Below are 12,211 nucleotides of genomic sequence, written 5' to 3' on the forward strand. Positions count from 1 at the left end.
AAATTTTAGATCGACTCTATGCCTGAAGATTTTTTCTTGAATAAAGAATTTTAAATTTATGATTTGAGATTTTTTCCATGTAGCTTGCTTGTAATAAAGCTAGTATAATTTATTTTTATTCAGACCTTTATAAAAATCGAAATCTTCAGATTTCCGACTTATAAAATAGGTCGGAAATCGTGTTATTCATGAATGATTAAGTAGAGCTATAGCTTTTGCAACAACTCTTGAGTTAGCTGAAAGAATGCTTTTGAGCCTGCTGATTGGGGAGCATTTAAAACAGCCGGCATAAAACTATCAACAGCCTTGGCAACATTGACATCAACTGGTATTTGTACTTTACAAATTTTTTCCACACCAAAATCTTCAACAACGCGGTGCATTACTTGTTTATAGTATCTGCCAGTCAGCAGGTTAGCACTGGACATACTAAATACAATTCCCAGCATTTTTATATCTATCTTAGTTTCATGCCCGTGACTGTCTTTTAATTGGGCAATTCGTCTTTCTAACAGTTGAATACCCACTACAGATAATGGTTCTGGTTTAGCAGGAAGTATGTAGAAATCGCTTGCAGCTAAAGCGCTCCGAGTCAAAAGATTATAACCTGGAGCACAATCGAGAAGGATAAAATCATATTCTTGATGTACTGGTTTTAAGATGTTATTGATCAAGACTCTTTCAAAGCGATTCCAAATTGTTTCAAAATCTTGTTCTCCCAAAGCAGTTGCTTGTTTATGCAGCATTTCTGAAACAACAAATTCATCATACAAATCGATATCTCCCGGTAATAAATCTAGTCCTGGAAGATTACAAACCTGGGATTGAACAATATCTTGAATTGTCAGTTTTGCTTGTGGATCTGGATTGATAACTTCATCTATCAGATACCTAAATGTCTTGCTTTGTTTACGACGCTTGGCAAAATCTAAAGGGGACATCAAACTGAGTGTGGCGCTAATTTGGCTGTCTAAATCAAGGACAAGCACCCGCTTGCCATGATTTTTTGCTAAACAGGTAGCTAAGTTGACCGTAAGGGTGGTTTTACCAACGCCACCTTTCATATTGGCAGTAGCAATTACATATCCCATTGATTGAGTCCTCTATTGACGCATTCCCACTGGTCTGTCAAGAAATATGTTTGTAGTTAGCGCTAAAGCACAAACTACGAACCTATCAAATTAAACTTGACAGACTACTAGGTAGCGTACACCCCTGTTGATATCTTAAATCTTTCATTAAATTTAATATTTTCGGAAATTACAAAAGATTGATTTTAGTAATGTCTACTCGATTGAGGCAGCAATATGTAGTTGGAGCTTTACCTGGAATCGAACTACCAGCCTCCTTTACTTCATAATGACAATCTTGGCCTTAATGCCGTAATAGCGATCGCTCTCATCAAAGCAATTATAGAGGTATTGACAAATACAGTAGCCCTAAATTAATTGTGAGAAAATAATAGTGTTGTGAATATCACTAAGTATTGGGTGCAAAATGTGGATGCATTTGCTAACTGAATTGAACGAAGCCAATCGATAATTTCGTGAAATCAAAGGCGCATTTACACACAAACTTATAAGGTAATTAAAATGACTTACGATTCAGAAGATGTGCAACAAATCCTGCAAAAAGCACTCACTCGTAAAGACAAAGGTGAATTTTCACGAGAACAGCTTTTAGAAATGGCATCTGAGTTAGGTATTTCTTCTAATATTTTGGAAGCAACTGAAAAAAAGTGGCTGGTTCAACAAGAAGAGGAACGTTCGCGACACACATTTAATACTTTCCGACGCAGAGCCTTTTGGACACACTTTGTTTCTTTCGTAGCGGTGAATTTATTCCTGATTCTTTTAAATTTAATCACTAGTCCTAGTTATTTTTGGGCTATTTTCCCAGTATTAGGATGGGGGTTAGGATTATTTTTTCATTGGTGGAGTGTTTATCAAAGTAAATCAGAGGATGACGAGATCGCTTTTCAGAAATGGCGTACACAAATTTAACTTCTCCTTTAACGATAAATCTGAGATATTCAGCGATCGCTGTTATCCAAATTTGCACCTCCTTCTAGATAAAATCTTCCCATGAACTACTCACATTCACCGCCAGGGGTGAGTGTGAGCTTTGTAATTTATAGGGAATTGCCTGTGACATCGCAAAATAGATAAATTTGGGCAACCTTAAACTTGAGGAGTTGTATAATCACGACCTTTGATCCTTATCTTTGTGCTTGCCAATTTGCCAAAATAGAGCTGTAGGCTAGAATAACTACGCTTAATACATTATAATGCTTGCTAATTAGTTATCCAATAACTAATTATTCACTTTTGAGCATTAAATGAGCATCATGACAAACAGCAGCAAAACACCAACTGGTAAGACATCCAAAGGTAAAGTATCCGTATATATTGAGAAAGACAGGATTAAGGCTAGACTACCTAGACAGTACTTCGGAGGTGAACAGCCAAGAATAGCTTTAGGGATGGAAGCCAACGAAGCTAATATGGCAAGAGCGCAACGACTAGCTGAGAGAATGACTCTCGACTTACAGGATGGATGTTTTGATGAAACACTAGCTAAGTATGGTATTACAAGTGATTTAAAACTTAAGAGTGCCGTAACCTCAGATGATCAATCTCCACCTAAACCAGAACTCAGCTTGATGGAAGTGTGGGATATGTACTGTGAGTACAAAAAACAAGGATTAAGAGAGAGTCATTATAAACATACTTTTCAGGGACAATATAAAAATTATCTTCAGTCAGCAATAGAAGCTACCAAGTCAGAGGATTCTTTAAAAATTAGGAACTGGTTAGTAGAAAATAGAAGTTTGAATCATGTCAAAAAAATACTTTCTTGCTTATCAAAAGCTTATAAAATAGCAGCAAAAAATAAACTATTGATTCATAATCCCTTTGAAGGAATGTCCGAAGAAATAATCAGCAAAGGAGCGCAAGGGAAGGCTCAAAATGAAGTTGAAACAGAAACAGATGATGATGTTTTAGATAGAACAAAAGCTTATACATGGAATGAAGCACAAACAATACTTGAATATGTACAAAAAAAATGTCCTCATTGGTACAATTTTTTGAAATTTAAATTTCTTACTGGTTGTAGAACTGGAGAAGTGCCAGGATTGTACTGGTGTGACGTTGACTGGGGGAAAGAAAGGATTTTAATTCGCAGAACATACGACAAAATAACTAAAAAATTTTATCCATTAAAGAATGATAAAACCTACAAAGGTGAATTAATACGTAAATTTCCGATGCCTAAAGATGGTGAATTGTGGAACCTTTTAAAATCAATTCCACAAGGGGAACCTAACGAAATTGTTTTTAAAAGCAAAACTGGAAAAGTAATTAACTCAGATACTTTTGGTAATTATTGGCGTGGTGCTAACTTCCCGTCAAGAAAATGTAAGGGAATAATCCCTACATTAATTGAACAAGGTAAACTCACTAAATATATCAAGCCTTACAACACACGCCATACTTTCATTACTCATGCAGTTTTTGATTTAGGAATAGATGACAAAATAGTTAGTAACTGGTGTGGTCATCAAATAGAAGTATCAAATAAGCATTATCAGGATGTTGCAATATTCGCCGGAAGAATTAATCCTGAAGTTCATCAGCAACAATCAGAGATTGACCAACTTAAAGAGCAACTAAAACAGCAACAACTACAGATGGAAGAGATGAGAAAATTACTTGAAAGTAAAGAAAAATAGCATTCAAAGTTCTTGAATAAGTTATCTAATAACTATAGACATCTTCTGAAGATTTCAGAGGATTTTTTTATTACTAATTTTTCTTTATCAACTTTTTACCTATAACTTATATATTATATATATTTATATATTATTTTTTTTCAACTAGGTTAAGGATTGAACAGTCAGGTTGAAAAACCTCTGTCCTAACTATTTTATTTAATTAAATATGTTTCATTTATTACTCCTATTACTTAACTAAATTAATAATACTATTTTATTTAAAATTTATCAACTTTTTAAACTCCACAAATCCCTTGACATTCATCAGCAAATAAATCATTCTCACCTTTAAACTGTACTTCTCTTAAAGGAATACAAGAACGATGTAAATAACACTTTGAAGTAACAGTTTGATTTTTACTTGCATCACGACCCAACATTGTTTCTCTGATTTTTTCATCTACCAAACAAGCGCTCTCAAATTCATCAGGACTGTTTACTTTTAAATCTAACCAATTAGCATCGCTCTGATAAGGACACATAAAACAACGAGATTTAGTTGGTGTCCACTTCCATCTCAAACAATAATCAATACATCTATCCCTATCCCAACCTAACTCTACAAGTGGATATCGAGTAATAAAAGCAATACCTTCACTGGTTTTGATTCTCTCAGGTTCATCAATTGATATACCAAGCCATTGAGAAATTGTTGGTGTTTTCAATTTCACATTAGTTAATTTAAAAGCCTTTCTACAAGCTTTTTGAATCGCACGAATTTTATACTCACTTGTACATTGTCGTTTTGCCATTCCAATGCTCCCATTAATTTGCTTAATAAAAAATGGAAATAAAGGATTGTAATCACCGCTAGTATATGCTCTATCTAAAATATTCCCATTACTTACTACCTCAATTTTAAAAGTAAGGCTTTTAAAAGATTGCATATATTCAACTGCTTTATAAGTACTTTGAGTTTCCGCCCCAGTGTCAGCAAAATAAACTTTATCTGGCAATTCTCCCATTACTTCCAACAATCTCCAAGGTTCGTGCATCAACATTAGATAAATAGCTGATGACTGAACACCACCACCAAAAGATAAAGCACAATACGGTAATTTACCAAGCATATATTAAGGTTCTTAGATAACTTATTGAACAACTTTTAACTAATCGTCTCTTTTTCTAATTACAAAAGATTCATGCTTTCTTAAAAATCCTTGTACTTCTTTTACTTCTCGTTCTACTTCTTCAATCATTTTTTCCGAGCGTTCACTTCTATTATTTATTTTCTCATCTAATTGAGCAACAAGCATATTAACAGTAGCAATTCTGTTAATATAATTTTCTTGATGTACTGCAAACTGTTTGTCAATTACAGCCACTTCTTTTTGCAAAATCCTAACGTGCTGCAAGCTTCCTGTGTGACCTTCTGCATTAACATGAGTTGATAAATCTTCTCTAATATCTCTAATATCAGAAGCTATTTTATTAAAATTACTAACTACCTTCCAGAAAAAAGTAGCTAGTCCAGTTAATGCAACAAGTATCGCTAAAAAAACACTGATTGAATCCAAACTTAAAACAACAGTTGATTGATTGTTATTTGTTACTCCAACTGATTTATAAATCAAGAATAGCTCCTTTTGAATAAGTAGTGTCTATTAAAAATACTGGTCTAGGTTTCCCAGGAATTTCAACGTAAGCATACCTAAATTGAAGTGTCGCAGTAGGTCTATATCCTGGTTTTTTTCTAGTTTCCCCGTAGACGGTGTAAGTACCTTCTGATTTTGTAGAATTCTTTTCAGGAGTCAAAATCATTAACTTACTAGCATCAAATGGTTTATCAATACATTTATAAATAGCACTAAAAAGCTTTATAGCATCAGCCTCAGTACGTACTAAAAAATGTCGTTTATGGTCAAAACCATGTTTGGGGTCTTTCATATATGCTGAGAGTTTTCCCCTGTCAAATCTTAAAGGTATCTTGCTAGGAAGACAGGACTTACGCAACTGGCACAGCGTGATCGCTATTTTATAGTATTTATGTACTATAAAATAGCGATCACGCTGTGCCAGTTGCGTAAGTCCTGTTGGAGCAAGTCAAGTGAAACAATTTTTTTACATTGAACCAAAGCAAAATGATAAATATGCTCTTGTTGGTTGTACTGACTGGACAAATGCTTACAGTAACTTTGAGTTTTCAGAATTAGGTTTTTGTAAGGATGATGATTTTTATCATTTATTTGCATACGCTACAAGGTTCACTGAAATTAACAAATTTGGTGATAATAACTGGAAGTTTGAGCCACAACTTATCAAGATGAAGGTAGCAAGAAGAGACTATCAGAAAGAAAACAAGGATAAGGTTAAACTCGATGTCAAGCAATCCAGACTTGAAAAATGGTTGTGTTTCATGTTTGACAAACTAGAGGAAGAACAATTTTACTCTGGATTTTTAAGCCTTAAAGATGATTTGATGTGTGAAACTTTTGTTACTGGCTTAGGAATGAGAGGTGAGGTTATCGACCCTGGTGTATTAGCTCAAATGATGAGTATGTCAGCTTCATTATCTCCATTATTAGAAGCACCAGTGCATATCAGCGCTGAAGATGTGCAACCACCAAACTACAAAGGTAAAAGTGGTGGTTATGGTGGTAAACCAGCGCAAACAGAAAAAGAAAAGTTACAAGATAGGTTGACTTTTATTTGTGAGCAAGTCAACAAATTTAGTGATGGTATTCAAGTAGAAAATTTTGCTCAATTAATTGATGTCATTGAAGCTAGTGAAAATCCACAAGGAATTAAAGAAATAATAGGTTTTTGCACTTCTTTGATGTACTAGCTATACGTCTAAAGTTCTTAGATAACTTATCTAAGAACTATAAATACAAAGGAAATTTCAATGGATGCTGTATACCTTGACCCTAATGACTTCTACCGTCAAGAAATGGAGTCATGGGAAGAATTATGGAATGACGACGCAAGTCTTTATGAGAATGTGTATAACATTCTTCAACAGTCAGTTCTATTGCCTCAAAAAGATTTAATGCTGCCAATACTTACAAGCTATATTCTCATTCCTAGTAAGTGGGCATTAATTTTACCAATACTTTTTAGTTGGGGTGGTAAAGGTTCAGGGAAATCTACAACTGCAATTTTCGCTAATAAGTTGCACGGAAGAAATCAAACTTTTTCGTCTACTGATACTTTTTCTGCTATTCGTAATGCACTTGATGGAATGAGATGGATAGACCCAACAGAAAAAGATTTAGAAAAAGAAGGAGCATTATTGGCTTGGGATAACATTCATATTTCCACGCTTAAAAGGGATGAACGCATTTATCAAATGTTGCTATTTGGCTATTCAAGAGCAAGTGATAAAATATCTATCGCTCAACCAGATGGAAGCAATAAAGAGTTTTTTGTTTTCTGTCCGAAAATAATCAGCAGTATTGATGATATTCATCTCTATGCAGAATTTGAGGAGTTACACAGAAGATTGCTAGTTATCCCTCATAAATCTTTTGAAGAGTTTACTTTTGATGAAAGAAAACCTTATGAGGATTTTGACATTTTTACTGACAAATTAGACATTGATTCTATTCATTGGGATGGAATCGAAGATAAATTTTACTCTTTTTGGAATGATGCTGAGAATTGTAAACTTTATCCAAAATATCGTGCTGCACTTACTAGGAAAGGAAAAAAAGATTTTACTCACACAATGAGTAGTAACCAGTGGACAATATCAGTAGATTTAATGGTTACTGGTTTAGTTACTGGAGCTTGGAAAACACCAACCGAAGCAATAAATCACGTGAATGCTTATTGGGAGTTTGCAAACAAGCATATTTTTTCACAGCTAGGAGCAACTACAGAGCATTTAAAAGCATTCATTGAGGAAGAGATAGGAATGCAAAGAACTCTTAATCAACAATTAGCCGAAAAAGATAAGGCAGGGATAACGTTGATTATTAGTCCTCAAAAGTTAAAAAACAGAATTGCGTACCATCATGCAAGAGGTGAATTAGACATTAATCTAAGACAGCAGGACATTATTTTTATTATGTCAAAGCTTGGCTGGAGACTTACAAGTAAAGGATGGATAGAAAAAAAATGAAAGAGATGATAACGATTGAGTTTAGAACTCATTTTCTAATATTAGATGCGGTGATTACTGCTGCTGAAATATTAGAAAAAATGACTAATAAATCACAAGCTGAATGGTTACTTATGTTGAAAGATGGCGCAGAAATGCGATATCTCAATTTAACAGATGAAAGCAAGAAAGATTTAAGTACTTTTTTTGAAAGTGGTGAAAACAGATGAGTGATGAATTTGTTCAGGTAAGCAAAGAAGAATACGTGCTTAACGTAATTGGGCTAGGATTAACTGTTGACATGCTTTCTAAAATGTCTCTTTTTTCTCAGGTTGAATGGGCTGCATACGTAGCAGAAGAAGCTAACAACCAACTAGATAAAATGAACAGAGAAACTATTGAGAAAATAGTTGCAAGTCACAGCAAAGTTAATTTTGGTGATTGTCTTAGTGTTTCTGAAATTGAAGTAGAGGAAAGGAATGATGCGAACAATAATTAAAGTTTTATCTGAAGGGCAAATAGAAGCAATCGAAGTAAGTGATTTTGAACTAGCAGAATCATTTATCAAGAAAAATATCGGCACTTCAGACGGTAGTAGTTACTTTGAAAGAACGAGTTTTTTCAATATCAAAGGTATTGATATTATCTGTGATGAAGAAGGGAAACTTAAAAATTTACAACCTTCTTTAAAGCTTGAGAATGATGTAATAGTTGGTCATTGCATTGTTGCAAGTATTGAAGGTAATGAAGAGGGCGAGTTTGCATGGTATGGGTTGAAGGATGAACAGCTTGATGTAGTAATTGAAAAACTGGTGTTTTAAATGCAACAAGAAACAATTCAAGTTAACAAGAAAGTGTTTGTAGCTAGAACACTTGCAGTAGCTTTAGGTGCTGAGGCATTGTCTGAGATGCTGCCAAAAAGTAAAGAACAAATAGCTGAATCTCTTGTAGTTTTAGCTGCTTCAATCGTTGAAAGAATGAGTGATGAAGAGATTGAAAAGGTATTAAGTTATGAAGCAAAGGTAAAGTAATGGAAAATATAAAGATTGTCGATGATGGTGTACAGCTTTCAAATGAAGAATTTTTGACAAGATGTCTAGTTGCAGAACTTCTTCTTACTGCATTAGAAAAAGTAACACCATTTAATCCTGAAATTATAGCCAGTGCTGCTATAGGTGAGGCAGTCAAAATGGTTACTGGCTTTTCTCAAAACGATATTAAAGAATTAGTAAATCAATATGCAGGAAAAAAGAATGAAGAAGCAAACGCTTGAATCTTTATTTACCAGGCTTACTATAGGCTGGACAAAATTAGGTAGGTGTTTTTATTTCAAAGGTTCGCGACATTATTATTACAAAAAGAAAGGTGACACATGAAAAAAGCAAGACGCGCAACAATTAAAATCGCAGGGAATGAAGTAGAGGTATTTCAATTACCTGATGGTGAGTATGTGATGAGTCAGAGTCAGGTGGCATTAGCGGTTGAAAAACACCGTTCTTTGATGTTGCGTTTTTTGGACAGAATGTGGCTAGAAGGTAAGCTGTATAAGGATTATAGAAGTCACAAAATCCCTAGTTTAAATGATTCTGAAGGCAGAGGAGGCAACAACAATCCAATATCAATTATTCCCATCGATATTGCCTCTGCCTTCTGGATGGATCAAGCATTCAAGGGAAACATCAAAGCTCAGTCACTAGTCCAAGCTTGTGTTCAAGAAACTTTAAAACGTAGATGTGATAAAGCTTTTAGTCAAGTGAAGACTGAGCAGGAGTATGAGCAAGAGTCAATACATAGTCGTGAAACATGGGAACAATCCAGAGGATTTTTGAGAGATGCTCATGCTAGTTTTATCAATTGCTGTACTGCCAATACTTTTGTGAAATCTGTAGCACACGACAAAATTACCTTAGCAGTGTGTGGGAAAACTGCAAGAGAGTTGCGAGAGTTAGAAGTAATTGAAGGTTCCCCAAAAGTAGGGTTAAATCACATTGAGAATGCTGAAGTATTGCGGCAGATAGCTAAAGTGAAGTTGGAATTTGCACGTTATCGCACTGGAAACGTTGACCAAAGAATAGACCGAGCAATGCTATCTATTCACGGCATCCAATATGAGAAAAGTGAGAGAGGTAGAAAATTAACTATCAAGTGAACGTTAGCAGAAGTCTAAAGTTATCCAATAAGTTCTTGAACAACTAGAGGAAGATATGGAAATCAAAACAGTACAACTTTCATTTGCTGATAGTTCTCGCAATGAAACCATTACTATCGTTGCTGATATAGCTACTGATGAAAATGTTGATTATGTAATCAACGAATTAAGAGACGAATTAAAAAATTCTGGTGGTGCTTCTCAAAATTTTTACACCAGAAGGAATCAACTGCAATCAGAATGTGATGAATTAATTGTCAAATTAATCAAACTTCGGAGAGAATGGAATTTAACAGCAGAATTTTTGAGGGTACAAGGTATTAATCCAGAATGTCCATCTATGCCAGTTTTTGACAAATTATTATTTGCTGCTAGGAATGAGGAAGAAGTAACAGCAGAGTTTGAAGATGAAAACAATGATGATTATGAAGAGGAAGAAGAATAAGTAATTATTTTCTGCTGGTAAAGTTCCCTATTGATTCAGGGAACTTTTTTATTGCTTTTGTTTATCTAATTTTTCTTGTATCGCGTCTCTACAAAATTGCGGTGGATCGTCTTGCGCTTTGACCTCTTCTTTCATTTCCTTGGTAACTCGTAAATGTAAATACTCAGTTAATGGCTCCTCACCTTTTCTCTTTCCCGGTTCTAAATTTTCCGGCGTACCTTTAGGGTTAGGCATTTATGTAGAAACGTAAATATAACTTGAACCAGTGATATATCATCGATACAGTGTTAATTCGGTAGGTAAATTGTCTGGAAAACTGTTACCTACCGATACCACTTTTAAGGAATGGCTACTCTATGTTTACACGTTCTGAGCTTGAAATAAAGACTATTGCTGAACTTCGTGATATGTGTCGTAAGTACGGTGTCAAGCCAACGGGAAACGCTGGATACAAAACCAGCTACATTACGACCCTGATGGCATTCCCTGCGATCGCCCTAAATCAGCTACAACAGCGCAGAGGTTTAAGACGGTTAAGTTTCGAGATGTATCAGAATTTAGCAGTTGCTTTGGATCAGATGGATTCCCCAACCGATGAACAATCAGCGCTAATCAAGCTTAGTTTGGAAGGTAGATTCTATGAGTCACCGAAGGCATGGGAGCAGCAGAGGCTAGTTAACCTTTATAGGGCAAAGTTGAAACTAGAGGAAGTCATAGACTTACTTGGTGAATAGCTTCTAGGTCACATAATTATTCTAAGACTCTCCCTAGAGTCTTTTTTGTATATTTCTTCAAAGTTATTAGAGTAATTCTCGTTTTTTGGGTATTTTATTGTTACCATTGTTTTACTATTTTTAACAATAAACTCAAGGTAGCAAGACAAAAAAGAAATGTGTTGCTACCTTTTTTTGCGTATTTCTCAAAGTTATTGTATAAGTTATCTAACAACTTTAAGCCTAACGGACAAATATTTGTTTATTCTCGGTAATGAGTGAGAATAATTCTCACCGTTCCTTGGCTTATCCCTACAATGCTCTATAACTCAATGGTAGCAAGTGAATGAAGAAAGGTATTGGTAGATAAAAGCAAAGAGGGTAATGCCAAAAATGGCTAGAACGCTTATGCAGTAAGAAGTGAAATAAACTTAGATAAGTTGTTGGAGTATTTTAGAGATAATGAATGTGTGAGCATAGTTTGAACATCAATAATGAGTATTAATTTATACTTAATAACTGACTTTAAACACTCAAAATAGCTTATTTGAACATTATGTGAGCATTTTTAAGAGAATAGTGACTCAAAGTACTGAAAATACGTGTTTTGCGCTAGGCTAGAATAACTACGCTTTAAGAAGCTTGATTGCCTAAACTCAGGAGCAAGGGTCGGCTGGTTAATAAGATAAGAGGAAGGGAGTATGGACAACAACAACTGGTTGCAACAGCTAATGATGGTGGGCCTTGGCACAACGTCTATAGTCGCAGAAAAACTGCGGCAAGTCAGCGATGATTTAGTTAAAGACGGTAAGCTTAATCCTGAGCAAGCCAAGGCGGTAATAGATGATATTGCCCAGCAGTTAAAGTCGGAACAGGGAAACTTTGATGTGCAAATGCAACGGCAAATGCGAAACATGATGCAGGATTTGGGGGTGGCTCGTCAGTCAGAAGTGGACGAACTGAGGGGTAGAATTGACCGTTTAGAGCGTCAATTACGCGATTTAGAAAATAAGCTTTGGCGTTAGAATGCCCTTTCTGATTTAAACTAAATGTGTTCTGTTGGTAATCTTTTTGCCAGGATACCTAA

General features: G+C 35.0%; 18 protein-coding genes. 13 read left to right on the forward strand and 5 right to left on the reverse strand.

The annotated features are described in order from the left end of the window. Positions 1 to 206: 206 nt before the first annotated feature. A complete protein-coding gene (locus RMX98_RS16455) occupies positions 207 to 1,091 on the reverse strand; it encodes a ParA family protein (RefSeq protein WP_322679377.1) in 885 nt (294 codons plus the stop codon). Between the two features lie 501 nt (positions 1,092 to 1,592). On the opposite strand from RMX98_RS16455, the gene RMX98_RS16460 reads away from it, so the two are divergent. Together RMX98_RS16460 and RMX98_RS16465 are read left to right on the forward strand one after the other, a co-directional pair. Further along, complete coding sequence (locus tag RMX98_RS16460) at positions 1,593 to 2,003, forward strand: 2TM domain-containing protein (protein WP_322679376.1); 411 nt, start codon at positions 1,593 to 1,595, stop codon at positions 2,001 to 2,003. Between the two features lie 344 nt (positions 2,004 to 2,347). Next, positions 2,348 to 3,733 carry a site-specific integrase gene (locus RMX98_RS16465; protein ID WP_322679375.1) on the forward strand — a complete coding sequence of 462 codons (1,386 nt, stop codon included), beginning with the start codon at positions 2,348 to 2,350 and terminating at the stop codon, positions 3,731 to 3,733. 278 nt (positions 3,734 to 4,011) lie between these two features. Here the strand turns inward: RMX98_RS16465 and RMX98_RS16470 are convergent, their stop codons facing one another. From RMX98_RS16470 to RMX98_RS16480, 3 genes are read right to left on the reverse strand one after another with little or no spacing between them, the layout of a single operon-like run. Beyond that, the gene (locus tag RMX98_RS16470) at positions 4,012 to 4,845 is read right to left on the reverse strand and encodes a hypothetical protein (protein ID WP_322679374.1); all 834 of its coding nucleotides are present in this window, start codon (positions 4,843 to 4,845) and stop codon (positions 4,012 to 4,014) included. Positions 4,846 to 4,884: 39 nt separating this feature from the next. Further along, positions 4,885 to 5,349, reverse strand: coding sequence for a hypothetical protein (locus RMX98_RS16475; RefSeq protein WP_322679373.1), 465 nt, complete (start codon positions 5,347 to 5,349; stop codon positions 4,885 to 4,887). Beyond that, a complete protein-coding gene (locus RMX98_RS16480) occupies positions 5,339 to 5,662 on the reverse strand; it encodes a hypothetical protein (RefSeq protein ID WP_322679372.1) in 324 nt (107 codons plus the stop codon). Before RMX98_RS16480 ends, RMX98_RS16475 begins: the two co-directional genes overlap by 11 nt. Before the next feature lie 160 nt (positions 5,663 to 5,822). On the opposite strand from RMX98_RS16480, the gene RMX98_RS16485 reads away from it, so the two are divergent. From RMX98_RS16485 to RMX98_RS16525, 9 genes are all read left to right on the forward strand, one after another. Beyond that, positions 5,823 to 6,560, forward strand: coding sequence for a hypothetical protein (locus RMX98_RS16485; RefSeq protein ID WP_322679371.1), 738 nt, complete (start codon positions 5,823 to 5,825; stop codon positions 6,558 to 6,560). Positions 6,561 to 6,620: 60 nt separating this feature from the next. Next, positions 6,621 to 7,838: a hypothetical protein gene (locus RMX98_RS16490; RefSeq protein WP_322679370.1), complete on the forward strand. Its 1,218-nt coding sequence runs from the start codon at positions 6,621 to 6,623 to the stop codon at positions 7,836 to 7,838. Further along, positions 7,820 to 8,047 (forward strand): hypothetical protein, encoded by a 228-nt coding sequence (locus RMX98_RS16495; RefSeq protein ID WP_322679369.1) that lies wholly within the window; start codon positions 7,820 to 7,822, stop codon positions 8,045 to 8,047. Before RMX98_RS16490 ends, RMX98_RS16495 begins: the two co-directional genes overlap by 19 nt. Next, on the forward strand, positions 8,044 to 8,316 hold the full coding sequence (locus tag RMX98_RS16500) for a hypothetical protein (protein WP_322679368.1): 273 nt from the start codon (positions 8,044 to 8,046) through the stop codon (positions 8,314 to 8,316). The genes RMX98_RS16495 and RMX98_RS16500 overlap by 4 nt, the downstream gene beginning before the upstream one ends. Beyond that, positions 8,297 to 8,638, forward strand: a complete 342-nt coding sequence (locus RMX98_RS16505) for a hypothetical protein (RefSeq protein ID WP_322679367.1) — start codon at positions 8,297 to 8,299, stop codon at positions 8,636 to 8,638. The genes RMX98_RS16500 and RMX98_RS16505 overlap by 20 nt, the downstream gene beginning before the upstream one ends. Beyond that, the gene (locus RMX98_RS16510) at positions 8,639 to 8,848 is read left to right on the forward strand and encodes a hypothetical protein (RefSeq protein WP_322679366.1); all 210 of its coding nucleotides are present in this window, start codon (positions 8,639 to 8,641) and stop codon (positions 8,846 to 8,848) included. Continuing rightward, entirely contained in the window at positions 8,848 to 9,090 is a 243-nt protein-coding gene (locus RMX98_RS16515; protein WP_322679365.1) for a hypothetical protein, read from the forward strand. Before RMX98_RS16510 ends, RMX98_RS16515 begins: the two co-directional genes overlap by 1 nt. A 99-nt stretch (positions 9,091 to 9,189) precedes the next feature. Next, on the forward strand, positions 9,190 to 9,966 hold the full coding sequence (locus RMX98_RS16520) for a hypothetical protein (RefSeq protein WP_322679364.1): 777 nt from the start codon (positions 9,190 to 9,192) through the stop codon (positions 9,964 to 9,966). A 55-nt stretch (positions 9,967 to 10,021) separates the two neighbouring features. Further along, the gene (locus tag RMX98_RS16525; RefSeq protein ID WP_322679363.1) at positions 10,022 to 10,411 is read left to right on the forward strand and encodes a hypothetical protein; all 390 of its coding nucleotides are present in this window, start codon (positions 10,022 to 10,024) and stop codon (positions 10,409 to 10,411) included. Positions 10,412 to 10,459: 48 nt separating this feature from the next. Here RMX98_RS16525 and RMX98_RS16530 read toward each other — a convergent pair whose 3' ends face one another. Next, on the reverse strand, positions 10,460 to 10,645 hold the full coding sequence (locus tag RMX98_RS16530) for a hypothetical protein (protein WP_322679362.1): 186 nt from the start codon (positions 10,643 to 10,645) through the stop codon (positions 10,460 to 10,462). Between the two features lie 122 nt (positions 10,646 to 10,767). Between RMX98_RS16530 and RMX98_RS16535 the strand changes: the two genes are divergently transcribed. After that, a complete protein-coding gene (locus RMX98_RS16535) occupies positions 10,768 to 11,145 on the forward strand; it encodes a hypothetical protein (RefSeq protein ID WP_322679361.1) in 378 nt (125 codons plus the stop codon). A gap of 680 nt (positions 11,146 to 11,825) precedes the next feature. Continuing rightward, positions 11,826 to 12,149: a phasin family protein gene (locus tag RMX98_RS16540; protein ID WP_094352173.1), complete on the forward strand. Its 324-nt coding sequence runs from the start codon at positions 11,826 to 11,828 to the stop codon at positions 12,147 to 12,149. Positions 12,150 to 12,211 lie beyond the last annotated feature (62 nt).

The sequence above is a fragment of the Nostoc sp. DedQUE02 genome (assembly GCF_034531035.1).
Classification (GTDB): Bacteria; Cyanobacteriota; Cyanobacteriia; order Cyanobacteriales; family Nostocaceae; genus Nostoc.

What these genes read in the sequence shown, in the direction of transcription:
- RMX98_RS16455 (WP_322679377.1), bottom strand. Translation starts at nt 1,091, where the DNA reads ATGGGATATGTAATTGCTACTGCCAATATGAAAGGTGGCGTTGGTAAA.
- RMX98_RS16460 (WP_322679376.1), top strand. Translation starts at nt 1,593, where the DNA reads ATGACTTACGATTCAGAAGATGTGCAACAAATCCTGCAAAAAGCACTC.
- RMX98_RS16465 (WP_322679375.1), top strand. Translation starts at nt 2,348, where the DNA reads ATGACAAACAGCAGCAAAACACCAACTGGTAAGACATCCAAAGGTAAA.
- RMX98_RS16470 (WP_322679374.1), bottom strand. Translation starts at nt 4,845, where the DNA reads ATGCTTGGTAAATTACCGTATTGTGCTTTATCTTTTGGTGGTGGTGTT.
- RMX98_RS16480 (WP_322679372.1), bottom strand. Translation starts at nt 5,662, where the DNA reads ATGAAAGACCCCAAACATGGTTTTGACCATAAACGACATTTTTTAGTA.
- RMX98_RS16490 (WP_322679370.1), top strand. Translation starts at nt 6,621, where the DNA reads ATGGATGCTGTATACCTTGACCCTAATGACTTCTACCGTCAAGAAATG.
- RMX98_RS16495 (WP_322679369.1), top strand. Translation starts at nt 7,820, where the DNA reads ATGGATAGAAAAAAAATGAAAGAGATGATAACGATTGAGTTTAGAACT.
- RMX98_RS16500 (WP_322679368.1), top strand. Translation starts at nt 8,044, where the DNA reads ATGAGTGATGAATTTGTTCAGGTAAGCAAAGAAGAATACGTGCTTAAC.
- RMX98_RS16505 (WP_322679367.1), top strand. Translation starts at nt 8,297, where the DNA reads ATGATGCGAACAATAATTAAAGTTTTATCTGAAGGGCAAATAGAAGCA.
- RMX98_RS16510 (WP_322679366.1), top strand. Translation starts at nt 8,639, where the DNA reads ATGCAACAAGAAACAATTCAAGTTAACAAGAAAGTGTTTGTAGCTAGA.
- RMX98_RS16515 (WP_322679365.1), top strand. Translation starts at nt 8,848, where the DNA reads ATGGAAAATATAAAGATTGTCGATGATGGTGTACAGCTTTCAAATGAA.
- RMX98_RS16520 (WP_322679364.1), top strand. Translation starts at nt 9,190, where the DNA reads ATGAAAAAAGCAAGACGCGCAACAATTAAAATCGCAGGGAATGAAGTA.
- RMX98_RS16525 (WP_322679363.1), top strand. Translation starts at nt 10,022, where the DNA reads ATGGAAATCAAAACAGTACAACTTTCATTTGCTGATAGTTCTCGCAAT.
- RMX98_RS16530 (WP_322679362.1), bottom strand. Translation starts at nt 10,645, where the DNA reads ATGCCTAACCCTAAAGGTACGCCGGAAAATTTAGAACCGGGAAAGAGA.
- RMX98_RS16535 (WP_322679361.1), top strand. Translation starts at nt 10,768, where the DNA reads ATGTTTACACGTTCTGAGCTTGAAATAAAGACTATTGCTGAACTTCGT.
- RMX98_RS16540 (WP_094352173.1), top strand. Translation starts at nt 11,826, where the DNA reads ATGGACAACAACAACTGGTTGCAACAGCTAATGATGGTGGGCCTTGGC.